This window comes from Niabella sp. ZPM-14 (assembly GCF_055693045.2).
Genome location: NZ_CM181148.1, coordinates 1,671,293 through 1,687,418, shown reverse-complemented (window position 1 = coordinate 1,687,418; position 16,126 = coordinate 1,671,293). Strand labels below are relative to the sequence as shown.

Here is a 16,126-nt window from a genome sequence, read left to right as displayed (position 1 = left end):
TTTAAATGTAGCATAATCGGGTCTCAACTTTCTCCACTTTCAAAAGGGATAGAGAGATGCCAAAAAAATCAAACAGATGGCTAAAAAAACAACGACAACACCAACACTTAAAGATTATAAATCCAACACGTTTATAGACGGCGATATGGAGATCCGCTTTGCTGTGGGACCGGAAGAAACCCAACTGATGGACACGCAGAAGCTGATCGACAATTTCCTGGTAAAAGACCTGATGGTAGCAGACCAGCTCAAACTGGTATACAGCCATTATGATCGCGTGATCATCGGCGGGGCGGTACCTGCGTCCAAGGCGCTTACCCTGGGCAACCATCCGGAGTTGCGCGCCGATTACTTCCTCGAAAGAAGAGAGATGGGCATCATCAACGTGGGTGGAAAAGGTACAGTAACAGCAGACGGAAAAAAGTTCGAGCTGGAGAAGCTCTCCTGCCTTTACTTAGGGAAAGGAACCCAAAAAGTAAGCTTCGCCTCGGCGTCTAAAAAAGCACCGGCAATATTCTATATCTTATCCGCTCCGGCGCACGCGGTATATCCCAATACGCTTTTCACCAAAGAGCAGGCATCGCCCGTCGATCTCGGTGCGGCCGAAACTTCGAACAAAAGAACCGTGTATAAATACATTCACCTTGATGGCATCAGAAGCTGCCAGCTCGTGATGGGCCTTACGATTTTAGCGCAAGGCAGCGTATGGAATTCCGTTCCTCCACATACGCACACGCGTCGCATGGAGGCTTATTTCTATTTTGATCTGCCGCAGGACCAGCGTTTGTTTCACTTTATGGGCAACCCCGCCGAATCGCGTCACCTCGTGATGTCCAACAACGAAGCGGTGATCTCGGCTCCCTGGAGCACGCACTTTGGATGTGGCACCGCCAACTACGGTTTCATCTGGGGAATGGCCGGCGAAAACCTGGTGTATAGTGATATGGATCCGGCACCGGTTAACACGTTAAAATAATGATGAACCAGGCCGAAGAACAGATAGCATCGATCTTGATGGCCGGACAAATCATTCGTTCGGACGGTCGTCGCGCTTCAGCTGCGGTCTATATAGTATCATAAATGTACGGCGTAAGAATTACGTCGTGCGAGTCAAAGATCTCAAATCTCAAACCCGAAATTTTCAAATCGATTATATGTCAAAAAAAGTAGTTACGCTTGGCGAAATCATGTTGCGGTTGTCAACCCCCGGCTATCAGCGTTTTGTGCAGGCCGAATCATTAGATGTGACCTATGGCGGCGGCGAGGCCAATGTTGCGGTTGCCTTATCCAACTATGGGCTCAACGGTGTTTTTGTTTCCAAGGTTCCCGACAATGCCATCGGGCAGTCCGCTATTAATCATATCCGCCGCTACGGTGTAGATACACAATTCGTAGCCAGGGGCGGCGACAGGCTGGGTATTTATTTCCTGGAAACAGGAGCTTCCATGCGTGCTTCCCAGGTGATCTATGACCGCGCAGGCGCTGCCATTGCAGAAGTGGATGCCAGCGAGTTTGACTGGGATGCAATCTTCGACGGTGCCGATTGGTTTCATACCACGGGCATTACACCGGCGCTGAGCGACAAAGCGGCTGCATTGACCGAAGCGGCTTTAAAAGCCGCTAAAGCCAAAGGCGTTACTACCAGTATCGATCTGAACTATCGGAAAAAATTATGGAGTAAAGAAAAAGCACAATCTGTTATGACAGAGCTGTGCAAATATGTAGATGTATGTATCGGAAACGAAGAAGATGCTGAAACCACGCTCGGCTTCAAAGCCGCGCACAGCGATATCACCAAAGGTGAACTGAACCTCGATGGTTATAAAGATGTGATTCGCCAGATGAAAGAAAAGTTTGGGTTTAAATACATCGCTTCTTCCCTGCGCGAAAGCTACAGCGCCAGCGATAACGGCTGGAGTGCATTAGTGAGCGACGGAAACGAATTTTACCACACCAAAAAATACAATGTTCGCATTGTAGACCGTGTGGGCAGCGGAGACAGCTTCGCCAGCGGCCTGATCTACGGACTGGTAACCGGCATGAGCATGGCGGATGCAGCGGAGTTCGGCGTAGCCGCTTCTGCGCTGAAGCATACAATTCCCGGCGATCTGAACCATGCTACGCTGAGCGACGTGAAAGGCCTGATGAAAGGCGACGCCAGCGGCAGGGTGCAACGATAAAGTTTACGTACGATGTTAGATGTACGATGCAAATTTTTTCTTCGTACATCTGACACCGTTCATCAAAAATATAATTATGATCATCGATACGTTACAAAACGCTGCTACCTACCATAGTGTGCATCCGTTATTTGCAAAAGCATTCGAATACATTGCTGGTGTGGACTTAGAAGGCATAGCGCCGGGAACCTACGAGATAGCAGACGGATTAAAAGCGATTGTCTCCGACAAAGAAGGAAAAACCCGCGAAGAGGCGCTCGAAAAATTTGAATGTCATCGCAGCAATATCGATATACAGGTTTGTATCAATGCTAAAGAAGAGATTGGCTGGAAGCCGCTTCAGCGCTGCGTTACAGATAAAGGCGGTTATGACGGAGCCAAAGATGTGCAGTTCTTCGGCGATCAGCCGGATACCTATTTTACGTTGACTAATGGCCAGTTCGTGATCCTGTTTCCCCAGGATGTGCATGCGCCGATGATTGGCTCAGGGGCTATTAAGAAGATGGTCATTAAAGTAAGGGTCGGTTGATGTTGACAGGTTGCTAAGTTAACAGGAAAGCGAAAAATGGGAAGTAGCAAGTGAACGTTTACCCCCGGTCTGACCGGACATAACGGAAGCAGAGAGTAAGAAGCAGCAAGTGGACATTTAACCCCGGTCTGACCGTCTCGGTCTGACCGGACGTAACGGAAGCAGAAAATAAGAAGCAGCAGGTGAATGTTTACCCCCGGTCTGACCGGACGATCAACAGGGCCTGCCCGAATGGTAAACCTGTAAGTAAATAGCGTCGATCAGGTAAAGCAAATCATAAATCAAAAATTTCAAATCAGAAATAAAAATGGCTACAACACAACAGTCAATAGACGCCATCATCGCGCAGGGAATGTTACCGTTGTATTTCAATGCGGACGAAACAGTGAGCGTTGAAGTATTGCGGGCGGTTTACCGCGCCGGCGTAAAAGCAATCGAGTACACCAGCCGTGGTGAAACGGCTTTGGTCAATTTTAAAAAACTGGTAGAAGTGCGCAATGCGGAGATGCCCGGCCTTCTGTTGGGTATTGGTACGGTAAAAAATCTCGCGCAGGTAAAAGAGTACCTGGCTGCAGGCGCCGACTTCCTGGTGAGCCCTGGCTTTATTGCTGAAATCGCTGCTCATGCTGTGGAGAACGATATTTTATATGCACCAGGATGTATGACGCCCACTGAAATCATCGCTGCGGAAAACGCTGGTGTGAAATTTATCAAGTTATTCCCAGGTGATATGCTGGGTCCGAAGTATCTTTCCACTATCAGGGATATCTTTCCAAAATTACTGTTTATGCCCACCGGCGGCGTAGATACCACCCCCGAAAATATCGAAGGCTGGTTCAAAGCCGGTGTTTGCGCGGTAGGAATGGGCAGCAAACTCATCAGCAAGCAATTAATGGCAGATAAAGACTATGCGACGATAGAGCGCGCCACCCGCGAGGTGTCCGCCACCATTCAATCAATCAAAAAATAAAACGATATGCAGCAAGCCAATGGAAATGGAAAAATGACTAATTACAGGTGGACGATGGTTATTTTATTATTTGTGGCCACCACCATCAATTACCTCGACCGGCAGGTGTTATCGCTGACCTGGGATGAGTTTATCAAGCCAGAATTTCATTGGGACGAAAACCATTATGGAACTATTACTTCTCTGTTCTCTATAGTATACGCGGTCTCCATGCTCTTTGCAGGACGCTTTGTAGACTGGATGGGCACTAAGAAAGGATTTTTGTGGGCCATCGGTGTTTGGTCTGTAGGCGCCTGTATTCACGCGCTTTGTGGCGTAGTGACCGAGCGATATGTAGGAATGGACAGTGCTGCCGAACTGATGCAGGCCACTGGTGACACTGCAGTGATCATTTCTACCATCAGTATGTATTGCTTCATCGTCGCACGTATCGTATTGGCGGTAGGTGAGGCAGGAAATTTCCCGGCAGCCATCAAGGTGACGGCCGAGTATTTTCCGAAGAAAGACAGGGCCTACGCCACCAGTATCTTCAACGCCGGAGCTTCAGTGGGTGCTTTGCTGGCTCCGCTTTCTATCCCCATTCTGGCCAAGGCCATGGGATGGGAGATGGCCTTTATTATAATCGGTGCGTTAGGTTTTCTCTGGATGGGCTTCTGGGTGTTTATGTATAAAAAACCTGAAGAGCATCCCAAGGTGAACCAGGAAGAGTTAACGTATATCCTGTCAGACAGGGACACAGACCGACCATCGAAAGAAGAGCTGACCGGCGAGAAGGATGATAAGATCTCATTTATACAATGTTTCAAATACCGTCAGACCTGGTCCTTTGCATTTGGAAAATTCATGACCGATGGTGTGTGGTGGTTTTTCCTTTTCTGGACGCCGTCTTATTTAAGCACGCAGTTTGGCATTAAAACGTCCGAAGGTCTCGGCGTAGCATTGATCTTCACCCTTTATGCGATTACGATGTTATCGATTTATGGAGGAAAGCTTCCTTCTATCATGGTAAAGAAGACCGGCCAGCATCCTTATACTGCGCGTATGAAAGCCATGCTGATCTTTGCGTTCGTTCCGCTGCTGGTACTGCTGGCGCAGCCTTTGGGAACCATTTCCCCTTGGCTGCCCGTCATCATGATCGGCCTGGGGGGTGCAGCGCACCAGTCCTGGTCGGCCAATATATTTTCTACCATTGGCGACATGTTCCCTAAAAAAGCAATTGCCACGATCACCGGTATTGGTGGTATGGCGGGCGGTGTAGGATCTATGATCCTGCAGAAAGCGGCCGGAGAACTCTTTGTCTATTCCGGAGAGACCAACATGACCTTCCTGGGTTTCGAAGGCAAACCCGCAGGATACTTCATCATCTTTATTGTTTGCTCACTGGCCTATCTGATCGGATGGATCGTGATGAAATCCCTGGTGCCAAAATATACCCCGATTACAGACCTGTAATCTTACAATGCTATTAATAAAAAGCTGCGGATCCATTGGCCCGCAGCTTTTTTGTTTTTATATCTTCTTACCGCAAATCATTTAAGCGGCCTCATCCTATGGGCCTCGGATCCGATGAACCCGATGAGGAAGGCCGAGAGCAATTTCCGTGAATGTCGGGCAGATCCCCGCCTGCGCTCAGCATACCGGCGTCTACCACAGTTTATCAAACACAAAGATTCAAAACGTAAAGCACGCAACGGGAAGCGCACGGCAACGGTTATAGCCGTATTACTTTCGGATGCTGCGTTGGCTTTCAACACGAAGTAACAGGATAGTGTGATACAGGGGAATGATGCCTCGTTTCGAAGCGCATACAACACTGACGCCTTTGTTTATCAGGATAAATGAGGAATGTAAGCGGAGACGGCGAAACGGATGGTTATCTCAGCCGATATTTCTTTTGAACGCGCGGGCTATTAAAGTAGTCGTTCAACTGCTTCTCCGTCATGTTCATCGACATGTCCGTAGGTACCTCAGACAGTTGTGTCTGGCTTTGTCTCAGCTCCTTTTTCAGGTTTTCGGTTTTCGCGTTGATCAGCGGATCCCGGTCGCCGGACAATTTGTTTTCAAACACCACATATTCCAGGCGCTTGATATTAGATCTCAATAAAGTAGCCTGGTTTTGTTCCACGTTCTTCGCCGGTGCGGCGGCTTCCTTCACAGGCATCGCCACTACGCCAATACTCGGAAGTATCTTACCCGTATTCTGTTTGCCTTTATCATCACCAGCGGTGGTGGCCAGCACCGTACCTGTAAGGGTAGTAGAAGCGGTCGTGATATCAAAGCCTGACCGCCATCCTTTGGTATTCTTAATTTTTTTATCCAGCTGCAGGAATGTGTACTTGTATCGAAGGACCCAGGTATTAATATTCGTCAACGCGTCATTGTACTCCTGCGTGGCAATATCATAATTAAGTCCGTCCTTCACTACTACCCTCACGCGGGCGGTATCTGCAAAATTGAAATTCGTCGTACCTATAAATTCAAGATTTACAATCCTTTCTCCTTTCGCGTCTTTTTCGGTAACGAAGTCATAAGCCGGTGTCCATTCAAAATTATCGTCACAGCTTTTGGGCAGTTTAAAGTTGCCGATCGAGATGTCGCTCGACATCAATATCTTATCGATCGGGAAATTGCCGTTTTCGCAAAGTACGTTAAAGCTCAGCCGGTCGCCTTCAGTGATCGTTACCGGGCTTACTACAGAAGGTTTGATCCTCGGGTAAACCACATCTGTACTATAAAAAATAACATTGAGCGTAGTGTCCAGTTTATCAAATGGATCAGACAGGTTTTGTACGCCGAAGGTAACCGGGTACTCTTTGTCATATTTCAACCGACCCGACAGGAACAAGGACTTATTGCTTCTGAAACTTAACGTGCCGTTGTCTTTGTCTATTTTGAAACCCACAGGAGCGCTTTTCAGGTACCAGTAGTATTTTTTGGGGTCTTTATTTAATATAAAACGATAGTTCAGGCTGGAATCCACGTGCAGCGAAAAGAAAGGGCTGAAGTTGATGATCCGCAGGGACGTGTCGTCTATACGAACTTCAGGGATGGGCTGCAACACAAGGCTATCTGGCCTCACCTGCGCGCCGGCAACGGAAACAAATGATAGGGAGAGGAGAAGGAGTAGATAACGCATTTTCGAGCTTAGAATTTTCAAGTATCAGCAAATTTATGCATAAGACGGCGAAATGGCGCAAATGGAGGCCGGAGATTGGAAAATAAAAACCCCTCGTAGAAACGAAGGGTTTACCAAAACTAACTGCTTATGAGAAAAATTAAAATTCTGTTTGTACTCTCTAAGACGTAAAAACCGGTTTTTTATTGCAGGTGAACGCAAATTTTTATTATTTGATGATTACAATCAAGGGCAGGCGACGTTTTGAGTTGATCAACCGGCAAAGCCGTACTCCTTCTTCAGAACGGATATAAAAAAACCTCTCGTGGAAACGAGAGGTTTAAACCAAAACTAACTGCTTATGAGAAAAACTTGTTATTGTACTTCTATATCTTTTGACGCTGCTTTTGTTTCTGCCTTGCGCTGTAATGTCACCATTAAGATTCCATTAACATATTTGGCGCTGATCTTTTCGCTATCTATTTTATTATCAATAGTAAAGGTTCTTTTGAAAGAACGCAGGTGAAATTCTTTCCGTATGCTTTTGCCTGCTTCGGTTGGTTCTTCGGTCTTCTTCTCAGCCGAGATAGTCAGGATCTTATCGTCTACGTTGATCTTAAAATCCGACTTTTCGTAGCCGGGAGCCACCACTTCAATCTGGTACTCGTTTTCGTTTTCAGTAATGTTCACAGGTGCATGACCTTTGATATTAGGCTTGTTCACCTCGGTTTTCAGAAGCGTAGGAATTTCTGTGAAGAAGTCATCTACGAGGCTGGTAAAAGTTCTCTCAAAAGGAACACCGTTAAATTTTACGTTTGTCATTGTATTGAATTTTATTTTTTGAATGATTTCATGAGCTACTGATCAAACCACAGTCCATCGGTAAATTGCCTGACATTATTTCATATTCTGGCGGGTTTGTATGACAATATGGCGCTATTGTCTTGATCAATGTGGCTTTCTGGCAGCGGCAGGGGTGGTCATTACAATTAGTAATGGGCAACCAACTTTTTGATTAGTTTTGTGTTGTAAAGTATTCCAATAACGAAAAAATATAGTGTATGTATCCTGCAGAAATAGTAATTCCTATGAAAGAGGAATTGACAGATAACGGGTTTGTTGAATTGCAAACTCCTGAAGAAGTAGATGCCAGCCTGAGCAAAGGCGGTACAAACCTTCTTGTAATTAATTCAGTATGTGGTTGTTCTGCCGGTACGGCAAGACCCGGCGTACTGATGGCTGTTGCCAACGCCGATAAAAAACCTGATCACCTGACGACCAGCTTTGCCGGATTTGACCTCGATGCGGTGAAAAAGGTAAGGGAGCACCTGATGCCTTATCCTCCTTCTTCTCCGGCTATCGCGCTGTTCAAAGACGGAAAACTGGTTCATTTCATTGAAAGGCATATGATTGAAGGCCGCTCTGCCCAAATGATCGCGCAGAATCTGCTGGCCGCTTTCGATGAGTATTGCAATTAGTAGCTTCTCACTTCAAAGATCTTCAAAGGTGCGTGGTTTCGGCCACGCGCCTTTTTTAATGAGATGTATTAACATATCAACATATTAAGATGTGAACTAATTATATCGTAATATTGCCGTTAATTATAAATCGCTTACGGCATGTATCCTAATTTATACTATGTTTTCAGAGATTGGTTTGGGGTCGATTGGAAGTTCTTACATTTTGTAAATTCGTTCGGTTTTTTTGTTGCCATCGCATTTATTATTTGCTCGGTTGTTCTGGCAAAGGAACTTAGAAGAAAAAGTAAAGAAGGCGTTTTTCAGCCGGTCGAGGAAACGATTACCGTAGGCAAGCCGGCATCCATCGCAGAGCTGCTGACCAATTTCATCCTGGGTTTCATCCTGGGTTATAAGATATTAGGACTCCTGTTTATGAAGAACTCCCTGGCGGTTAATCCGCAGGAGTATATCTTTTCTGCGCAGGGAAACTGGCTGGCGGGCCTCGCTCTCGGTGTGTTATTCGCCGCGCTCAAGTGGAAAGAAAAGAACAAACAGAAACTAGCCAAACCGGAAACCCGGGTCATCCGCGTGTGGCCTCACGACCGGGTGGGGGAGATCACAATGATCGCCCTGATATTCGGATTGGTAGGCGCCAAGATTTTTGACACCTTCGAGAATTGGGACTCTTTTCTGAGAGATCCGTCTTCTATTTTCTCCGCTTCCGGCCTTACCTTTTACGGAGGCCTGATTTGCGCGGGCGTTGCGCTATGGTGGTTCACCAGGAAAAATAAGATTCCTTTTATTCATTTTGTGGATGTGATGGGGCCGGTAATGATGCTGGCCTACGCGCTGGGAAGGATCGGTTGCCAGGTGTCAGGTGACGGCGACTGGGGCATTTACAATTCGGCTTTCAAAACCGGACCTAACGGTGGCGTATTTCCGGCCACACAGGCTGACTTCCAGGCAGCTGTCGCAGCTAATTCCGATTTCTTTTCAAGGCATGAGTTGTACCAGGCTTCCTTCCCTGAACCAGGGTTCCTGAGTTTTTTGCCTGATTGGTTTTTTGCTTATGACTTTCCGCACAACGTGAACGAGACCGGCGTGAAGCTGGCCAACTGTACCGATTTGCAGTATTGCAATCACTTACCAATTCCTGTGTTTCCCACATCCTTGTATGAGATCATCATGTGCCTGATCCTGTTTGGCATACTATGGATGCTGCGCAAGCGGATCAAGGTGCCCGGACTGTTATTCGGGATTTACCTGGTATTTAACGGTCTGGAGCGTTTTATGATCGAGCGGATCAGGGTAAATGTGAAAATGCATTTCCTGGGCATCGAGATGACACAAGCCCAGCTGATCTCCTTTGGTATCATCCTCGCGGGTGTCGCCATGATCATTTTTGCCAAAACAAACTATAAACGAACGCAACCAATAAGCCATTAATTACGTTATTAAGTATAGGTATCCGGAAATCGCGGGCAGATATGGACGATTTTTTCGCGGATCTGTCTGTTAACTATTGATTTTCTTCTGATTTCTGCGTACTTTTGCAAGTTATTATTTATATTTAGGCACAGGCCTAACCAGTCACCAAAAAGGTTTTATACACAATAGAATATGCGTCAGCTTAAAATTGCTACTCAAATTACCAACAGGGATTCCCAGGCGGTCGAGAAATACCTCCAGGAGATCTCTAAAATTTCAATGATCACCCCTGAAGAGGAGACCACGCTCGCCCAGAAGATCAAGATGGGCGATCAGCGCGCGCTGGATAAGCTCGTGCAGGCGAACCTCCGCTTCGTGGTGTCAGTTGCTAAACAATACCAACACCAGGGTCTTTCTTTAAGTGATCTGATCAACGAAGGAAATTTAGGTCTGATCAAGGCCGCCCAGCGTTTCGACGAAACCAAGGGTTTTAAATTTATTTCCTACGCTGTATGGTGGATCCGTCAGAGCATCTTACAGGCTTTGGCCGAGCAGGGACGTCTGGTGCGTTTACCACAAAACAAAATCGGTACCTACAACAAGGCGAACAAAGCCTATATGGCTTTTGAGCAAGAGCACGAAAGAGAACCGTCTACTGAAGAGCTTTCCGAGTTGCTGGAAATGAGCGAAACCGAGATCAACAATATTTTCCAAAGCAATACCCGTCATACCTCATTAGATGCTCCGGTACACGAAGCGGAAGACGTGGCTATGGGCGATTTGCTGGAAGGTGGCTCAGACACAGACGACGATGTGATGAAAGATTCTTTACGCAACGAGATCCGCCGTGTATTGAAATCCTTGTCTCCACGTGAAGCAGAGATTGTAAATGCTTATTTTGGTTTAGATGGCGAAAATGGCGTAACAATTGAACAGATCGGACAAAAATACGACCTGACCAAGGAGCGCATCCGCCAGATTAAAGAGCGTGCTATCAAGCGCCTGCAAAAAGCCAGATACAGCAGTGCTTTGAAATCTTACCTGGGATAACACTTATTCATTATAAATAAGAATGGCCCGCGATATGCATCGCGGGCCATTTTGATTAGTGACCTTTAAGGAATAAAAATCTTAAAACCAATACTGAAGCTTTCGAGCAGAGAGTTACTCAGACTTGTATTAAAAGCAAAAGATGAGCTTCCTCTTGTATTGTCATCGTATGTATTTTTAAAGTAACCGACCGAAGCAATATTGGATATAGCCAATTCCATATGGATATTCTTCAGTACCTGATAGGAAATACCGGGCGAAAATGAAAGATGGCCTGAATTATGCCGCTGATTATAAGTTGGATCCATAGAATTTCTTGATCTTCCATTGATGTACATGGCATTGGCATGGCCTAAGAAATAAAAATGATTACCTAACGGCTTATAGCCCCGGTAAAAAATGCCGACGCCTTTACTTCTGCTGGTGGCCCTTGCCCCTGCATCTGATGGTTGTGGTGCTAATGTGTAAAAAGAGTACGACAAATCAATTCCCAGGAAATTGTTTTGCTTAATGGCTCTACCAATGGAAAGGTCAAATGCTCCGTTCTTCGATTTTTCAACATAATTGCGGAAATCACTCTCTCCATTTTTGCCTTGGGTAAATGAGGCGGTGCCTCCGAAGATCCAGGTGTTTTTGTCCATTTGTGCGTTAGCTGCAAGGAAGCTGAAGCCGGCGAGCAGCACAGTTAGTGTGGTTTTTTTCATAATTTTTTTTAATTGGTTGCTGAAAATGACGGGGAGCTTTTTTAATACGTTGCACGGACATTGTTTAATATTTACTAATTTGGGCTCGAACAATTTACCAGGTGAAACGTCCGTCTTTTACACGCAGAATGCCCTCGCCATCTGTACCGGGGTGGATGCTTATCTGAAGAGATTAAACGTCCGCTATGTCGGATAAAAACAAAAAATATAAGGATGAAAATATTGGTCACCGGCACCAACGGTTTTGTAGGAAGTTATGTTGTACATCAACTATTAGAAGAAGGGCATGAGGTGTTTGCTTCTTCGCGCACTGGTGACGATTCTTCTTTTACTACCCATAAGAATTACAGGTTTATCCAGGTGGATTTTTCAGATCCGTTTTCACTACATGATGCGTTCGAGTTTGTGCAGCCTGAAGTAGTCGTGCATTGCGGCGCCATGAGCAAACCTGATGAATGTGAGCTCAGGCAGGCAGATGCATTTGATGCCAATGTATTTGGTACGGTGCAGTTACTGCTCAATGCAGAAACCTATCGATCCTTCTTTGTGCATCTTTCCAGTGATTTCATTTTTAACGGAGAGAAGGGCATGCATACCGAAGAAGATCGCCCGGATCCTATCAGCTATTATGGCAAAACCAAGTTGCAGGCAGAAGAAGCCGTGATGGAATACCAACATGGGTGGGCCATTGTTCGTACCGTATTTGTGTATGGCAAACCATTTTATGGCCGGGACAGCTTTATCACCCTGATTGCCCAAAAGATCCGCCAGCATGAACCTTTCAAGGTCGTAAGCGATCAATCGCGCACGCCGACACACGCCTCTGATCTGGCAAAGGGCATTGCTACCATAATTGAACGGCGGGCTACAGGTGTTTTCAATCTTGCCGGTCCCGATTTGCTCACGCCTTATGACATGGCGCTTGCAACAGCGGATTACCTGGGCGTCACCGACCACCAGCTTACCCCCGTCACCCGCGAAACCTTTAAGGAAGTAGCGTTGCGTCCGTTAAAAGGTGGATTGGATATCACCAAAGCAAACAGGGAGTTGGGATATCAACCAATGAGTTTCAAGGAAGGGTTGAAAAAGACGCTGGATTAAAAACGTGCGCCTTCCGGGCAAACGGCGCTGCGACGGAAAGCCTTGTCAGACCTATGTTGTTTTCATCGGAAGAAAGATCTCGGCCATCATGCAACGGGCACTCCCTCCGCCATTTTTTTCAATCGTATCCAGCGGCGAATGGATAATAGGATTGAAAGATTCCAGTTGTGTGATCTGGCTTTCGGTCAGGCTTTGATAAGCTGCTGTTGACATGACGAGGAGCGGCGCGCCTGCTATGTTTTGTACCTGGAGCATGTTTCCTGCAAACTGGTGCATCTGCTCCTGGCTAATATCAATCACTTCTTTGTCTGTCTCCGCGAATTTATGAAGCAGCATTTCCTTCTGAACGCTATCCTTTACAGCATCCATACAGATCACCACATACTCGTCTGCAACAGACATCATCACGTTGGTATGATAAATATCATTGCCATTAGCATCCACCGCATTGAACAATACCGGCTGATATCCCATCGCATCACAAAAGTCATAAAGAGCAGAGGGAGAGGTTCTGGGTGACAGACAGGCATAGGCCAGTTCATTGTCCCTGTCGAGCACCATGCTGCCGGTTCCTTCCAGGAAAATATGCCTTTGCTCGTATTCGGTAAGGTCAATGCTGGTGCGCACAAAAAACGATTCGCCGATTTTTTGCAGCACCCGTTTGCTCCGTTCCAGCTGCCGGTTGGGAGCGAACATCGGGTAAAGCACGATGGTGCCGTCTTCATGAAAAGAGACCCAATTATTAGGAAAGATTGAATCGGGTGTGTGCGGTTCCGGTTCATCCTGGATCACGGTAACATGAACTCCATTGAGCCTTAACAACGCCACGAATTCATCAAACTCCTGCAATGCCTTCCGCTGCACACCGGACTCCTCCGATTTCTCCTGGAAGGCATTATTGACGGCGGTTTGCGGGTTGAAAGCAAACGCCGCCGGACGGATCATTAATAAAGTGGAGGTGGTCATGGGAGAAGTTGAAAAGTTTAATGTAGAAAAATTGAAAAGGGTATTCTGTATTATCCTGTTAACCTTTCAACTTGTCAATTAATTTCACTGCGAAGCAGTGGCATACTCATGCAGTGAAAGCCACCCCGCGCGCGCGACAGTTCAGCCGAGGGCATGATGATAAATGTGTTCTTGATCTCATCAACCGTGATCTGATCCTCTTCCAGCTGCTGCAACAGATCCTTCACATGAACAGCGGTAAAACCTGCCTTGATAAAGGCCTGCAGCGTTTTGTTGTTCCGGTCATATCCTACAACTACGCCTTCTTTCAGCGCCAGCAGATTACAACTGTCTGTCCACTGCTCGCGTACATCGAAAGGAAACTGGCTGTTACCGGAATAGATGAACTTCACCTTATCCGTACTACCCAGGTCGTTTTTGCTGATATCCGTCAACAGATCTTCCAGGTTGTCGAAGTGAACCGGGTTGGCGATATCTTTTTTTCTGAATTGAATGGCGCTGATGCCTTCTTCTTTTTTGCGGGTATCCAGCGCTTTTTGAATATCATCCGCATCTTCTTTCTTCACATGTTTTTTTGAGAACTTACCCAGCAATACCCACATATTTCTTTTCACTTGCGTGAAAATAGTGTCGATATGCATGTAGTCCCTTTTCTTCGGAATTTTTACCACGGTCACTTTTTTCACCACATTTTTTTCGAAGAGCGTTTTAACTGCCATATGTGCTGCTTCCAGCGATGTGCGTTCGCTTACGCCGATCAACACATGATCAGAGCTCATTACCATCACGTCGCCACCTTCAAGGGTTACCGGTTTTTCTTCAGAGTCGGCAGGAAGTAAGAACTGCTGAACGCTTTCGGGCAGTTCGATGATCTTATCTCTGTAACCGGCAAAGAGCGGATGATTGTAAAAAATATACTTCATCAGCAAAGCCTCCCGCGTGCGCGCCTGTTTAGCCGGTTTGTTGAGCAGGATGTGATCATTGATCACAATGCCGATATCCCTGGTGAAAATAAAATTAGGCACTGGCGGAAAAAGCATATCGCTCTCGTTGTAGTAAGTGCCGGTAATAAAAACATGCGCCAATTCTTTCGAATCCGTTTGCATCAGCTCGTCCTGCAATTCATAAGAACAGTGTTCGATGGCGCAAACGGAAGCCACCAGTTTGAGCCGGATGTCTTTTTGTTCGAGGATCTCCGCCAGCAACCATTCGATTTCAATGACGTTGGTCGATTTATAAAAATCCTTGCTGGCCGGCTTGAAAAAATCGAAGTCATTTTTCTTGTCATCGATATGGGCCAGTTTGCCTTTGATCTTTTCGGGATCCAGGAAATAAAGCAACAGCTTGATGTAATAATCGTATTCTTTCCGGCGAATCGTTTCAAGATGCACGATGTCCTCAAAAAGCCAGTCCTGCGCTTTGGAAGGAACGACTTTTCCGAGGCCGCTGTCCGGGCTATGCACAAGCAGTCGTTTCAGCGGCCCTATTTCAGAAGTTACATTAATATCTTTTGTATGCATAATAGTGCGGAGCTGAGCCGTTTTGAGCTCGCTCAAAATTAAGCAAAGACAGGCAATAGTCCATCGCCGATGGTCCATTGATCATGGACTATTTTACTTAGCTTGCAGCCCGATGCGGAAATCGTTTTTACAATTACATATTGCGGTATTGCTTGCCGGCTTCACCGGTGTGCTTGGCCGGCTTATCACCCTGAATGAAGGACTGATCGTGTGGTATCGCTTGCTGATTACAGCAGTCACCCTATGGGTGTTGTTTCTGTCTACCCGGCAACTTCAGAAAATAGGGTGGAAGGACATGCTGCAGCTTACTGGTGTGGGCTTTATCAGCGCCCTGCATTGGGTGTTTTTTTATGCCTCCATCAAGTATGGAAATGTCTCGATCGCATTGGTATGCTTTTCCGTGATCAGCTTTTTCTCCTCCTTTTTAGAGCCCCTGATCAACCGCGTCCGTATCAACCGGCTGGAACTGTTATTTGGATTGCTGAACGTGTTTGGTATCTGGCTGATCTTTCATTTCGACACCACTTTTAAGCTGGGAATTGCGCTGGGGCTGGTCGCCGCTTTCTTTGGGGCCTTGTTTCCAATATTATTGAAGTTGAAGCTCAACAGGATCAACAGTCAGACCGTACTGACCTGGCAGATGACCGGCGGATTTGTGACGCTTTCGCTGGTGATGCCTTTTTACCTGAGCGCTTTTCCGGTGGAAAGCTTATTGCCTTCGCTCAGTGATTTTCTTTGGCTATTGATGCTGGCCTGGTTGTGTTCTGTGATCGCTTTCCAGTTTGCCATGAACGCCCTTAAAAAATTGTCTGCTTTTACAGTGAACCTGTCTTATAGCGTAGAGCCAGTGTATGGTATCCTGATGGCCTTTGTGCTGTTTAAAGAAAACCAGGTACTTAACCAGGGTTTTTACTGGGGCACTGCCGTGATCATGTCCACGTTGGTATTGCACATGATGGTGCTGAAGCGGAATCATAGGAAGGCGATTAAAGTGTATGTGTAGAAGAGATCGTGATCAGATAATATGATTTCAATGCCCTGGCCAATTTTGGACTTCTATTGACCATATAGGGTTGCGTCTATGAGCTGATAATAGTATCGCA

The 16,126-nt window shown here is 46.3% G+C and carries 15 protein-coding genes; 10 read left to right on the top strand and 5 right to left on the bottom strand.

Annotation, left to right across the window (positions count from 1 at the left end; genetic code table 11):
* Window positions 1-76: 76 nt before the first annotated feature.
* The 5 genes from kduI (at window position 77) to ACU37H_RS07115 (ending at window position 5,131) form a co-directional block, all read left to right on the top strand.
* Complete coding sequence (gene kduI / locus ACU37H_RS07135; protein WP_472702222.1) at window positions 77-976, top strand: 5-dehydro-4-deoxy-D-glucuronate isomerase; 900 nt, start codon at window positions 77-79, stop codon at window positions 974-976.
* A 178-nt stretch (window positions 977-1,154) separates the two neighbouring features.
* Complete coding sequence (locus ACU37H_RS07130; protein WP_472702223.1) at window positions 1,155-2,180, top strand: PfkB family carbohydrate kinase; 1,026 nt, start codon at window positions 1,155-1,157, stop codon at window positions 2,178-2,180.
* A gap of 76 nt (window positions 2,181-2,256) precedes the next feature.
* Window positions 2,257-2,709 (top strand): NanQ anomerase/TabA/YiaL family protein, encoded by a 453-nt coding sequence (locus ACU37H_RS07125; protein ID WP_472702224.1) that lies wholly within the window; start codon window positions 2,257-2,259, stop codon window positions 2,707-2,709.
* 307 nt (window positions 2,710-3,016) lie between these two features.
* Window positions 3,017-3,679 carry a bifunctional 4-hydroxy-2-oxoglutarate aldolase/2-dehydro-3-deoxy-phosphogluconate aldolase gene (locus tag ACU37H_RS07120; protein WP_472702225.1) on the top strand — a complete coding sequence of 221 codons (663 nt, stop codon included), beginning with the start codon at window positions 3,017-3,019 and terminating at the stop codon, window positions 3,677-3,679.
* 6 nt (window positions 3,680-3,685) lie between these two features.
* Complete coding sequence (locus ACU37H_RS07115) at window positions 3,686-5,131, top strand: MFS transporter (RefSeq protein ID WP_472702226.1); 1,446 nt, start codon at window positions 3,686-3,688, stop codon at window positions 5,129-5,131.
* A 421-nt stretch (window positions 5,132-5,552) separates the two neighbouring features.
* Here the strand turns inward: ACU37H_RS07115 and ACU37H_RS07110 are convergent, their stop codons facing one another.
* Together ACU37H_RS07110 and ACU37H_RS07105 are read right to left on the bottom strand one after the other, a co-directional pair.
* Window positions 5,553-6,815, bottom strand: coding sequence for a hypothetical protein (locus ACU37H_RS07110; RefSeq protein WP_472702227.1), 1,263 nt, complete (start codon window positions 6,813-6,815; stop codon window positions 5,553-5,555).
* 354 nt (window positions 6,816-7,169) lie between these two features.
* On the bottom strand, window positions 7,170-7,616 hold the full coding sequence (locus ACU37H_RS07105) for an Hsp20/alpha crystallin family protein (RefSeq protein WP_472702228.1): 447 nt from the start codon (window positions 7,614-7,616) through the stop codon (window positions 7,170-7,172).
* Window positions 7,617-7,855: 239 nt separating this feature from the next.
* On the opposite strand from ACU37H_RS07105, the gene ACU37H_RS07100 reads away from it, so the two are divergent.
* From ACU37H_RS07100 to ACU37H_RS07090, 3 genes are all read left to right on the top strand, one after another.
* A complete protein-coding gene (locus ACU37H_RS07100; RefSeq protein WP_472702229.1) occupies window positions 7,856-8,272 on the top strand; it encodes a BrxA/BrxB family bacilliredoxin in 417 nt (138 codons plus the stop codon).
* 141 nt (window positions 8,273-8,413) lie between these two features.
* Entirely contained in the window at window positions 8,414-9,700 is a 1,287-nt protein-coding gene (locus ACU37H_RS07095; RefSeq protein ID WP_472702230.1) for a prolipoprotein diacylglyceryl transferase, read from the top strand.
* Between the two features lie 174 nt (window positions 9,701-9,874).
* Complete coding sequence (locus ACU37H_RS07090) at window positions 9,875-10,732, top strand: sigma-70 family RNA polymerase sigma factor (RefSeq protein WP_008585204.1); 858 nt, start codon at window positions 9,875-9,877, stop codon at window positions 10,730-10,732.
* 65 nt (window positions 10,733-10,797) lie between these two features.
* On the opposite strand, the gene ACU37H_RS07085 is transcribed toward ACU37H_RS07090, so the two are convergent.
* Window positions 10,798-11,436 (bottom strand): hypothetical protein, encoded by a 639-nt coding sequence (locus ACU37H_RS07085; protein ID WP_472702231.1) that lies wholly within the window; start codon window positions 11,434-11,436, stop codon window positions 10,798-10,800.
* A gap of 213 nt (window positions 11,437-11,649) precedes the next feature.
* On the opposite strand from ACU37H_RS07085, the gene ACU37H_RS07080 reads away from it, so the two are divergent.
* A complete protein-coding gene (locus ACU37H_RS07080; protein WP_472702232.1) occupies window positions 11,650-12,537 on the top strand; it encodes an SDR family oxidoreductase in 888 nt (295 codons plus the stop codon).
* A 51-nt stretch (window positions 12,538-12,588) separates the two neighbouring features.
* On the opposite strand, the gene ctlX is transcribed toward ACU37H_RS07080, so the two are convergent.
* Both ctlX and ACU37H_RS07070 read right to left on the bottom strand, forming a co-directional pair.
* Window positions 12,589-13,503 (bottom strand): citrulline utilization hydrolase CtlX, encoded by a 915-nt coding sequence (gene ctlX / locus ACU37H_RS07075; RefSeq protein WP_472702233.1) that lies wholly within the window; start codon window positions 13,501-13,503, stop codon window positions 12,589-12,591.
* 74 nt (window positions 13,504-13,577) lie between these two features.
* Window positions 13,578-15,101 carry an arginine deiminase family protein gene (locus tag ACU37H_RS07070; protein WP_472702234.1) on the bottom strand — a complete coding sequence of 508 codons (1,524 nt, stop codon included), beginning with the start codon at window positions 15,099-15,101 and terminating at the stop codon, window positions 13,578-13,580.
* A 34-nt stretch (window positions 15,102-15,135) separates the two neighbouring features.
* Between ACU37H_RS07070 and ACU37H_RS07065 the strand changes: the two genes are divergently transcribed.
* Window positions 15,136-16,026, top strand: a complete 891-nt coding sequence (locus tag ACU37H_RS07065; protein ID WP_472702235.1) for a DMT family transporter — start codon at window positions 15,136-15,138, stop codon at window positions 16,024-16,026.
* Window positions 16,027-16,126: the final 100 nt, after the last annotated feature.

Excerpts from the sequence above, each read along its gene's own strand:
- kduI (WP_472702222.1), top strand. The coding sequence starts at position 77 with ATGGCTAAAAAAACAACGACAACACCAACACTTAAAGATTATAAATCC.
- ACU37H_RS07130 (WP_472702223.1), top strand. The coding sequence starts at position 1,155 with ATGTCAAAAAAAGTAGTTACGCTTGGCGAAATCATGTTGCGGTTGTCA.
- ACU37H_RS07125 (WP_472702224.1), top strand. The coding sequence starts at position 2,257 with ATGATCATCGATACGTTACAAAACGCTGCTACCTACCATAGTGTGCAT.
- ACU37H_RS07120 (WP_472702225.1), top strand. The coding sequence starts at position 3,017 with ATGGCTACAACACAACAGTCAATAGACGCCATCATCGCGCAGGGAATG.
- ACU37H_RS07115 (WP_472702226.1), top strand. The coding sequence starts at position 3,686 with ATGCAGCAAGCCAATGGAAATGGAAAAATGACTAATTACAGGTGGACG.
- ACU37H_RS07110 (WP_472702227.1), bottom strand. The coding sequence starts at position 6,815 with ATGCGTTATCTACTCCTTCTCCTCTCCCTATCATTTGTTTCCGTTGCC.
- ACU37H_RS07105 (WP_472702228.1), bottom strand. The coding sequence starts at position 7,616 with ATGACAAACGTAAAATTTAACGGTGTTCCTTTTGAGAGAACTTTTACC.
- ACU37H_RS07100 (WP_472702229.1), top strand. The coding sequence starts at position 7,856 with ATGTATCCTGCAGAAATAGTAATTCCTATGAAAGAGGAATTGACAGAT.
- ACU37H_RS07095 (WP_472702230.1), top strand. The coding sequence starts at position 8,414 with ATGTATCCTAATTTATACTATGTTTTCAGAGATTGGTTTGGGGTCGAT.
- ACU37H_RS07090 (WP_008585204.1), top strand. The coding sequence starts at position 9,875 with ATGCGTCAGCTTAAAATTGCTACTCAAATTACCAACAGGGATTCCCAG.
- ACU37H_RS07085 (WP_472702231.1), bottom strand. The coding sequence starts at position 11,436 with ATGAAAAAAACCACACTAACTGTGCTGCTCGCCGGCTTCAGCTTCCTT.
- ACU37H_RS07080 (WP_472702232.1), top strand. The coding sequence starts at position 11,650 with ATGAAAATATTGGTCACCGGCACCAACGGTTTTGTAGGAAGTTATGTT.
- ctlX (WP_472702233.1), bottom strand. The coding sequence starts at position 13,503 with ATGACCACCTCCACTTTATTAATGATCCGTCCGGCGGCGTTTGCTTTC.
- ACU37H_RS07070 (WP_472702234.1), bottom strand. The coding sequence starts at position 15,101 with ATGGACCATCGGCGATGGACTATTGCCTGTCTTTGCTTAATTTTGAGC.
- ACU37H_RS07065 (WP_472702235.1), top strand. The coding sequence starts at position 15,136 with ATGCGGAAATCGTTTTTACAATTACATATTGCGGTATTGCTTGCCGGC.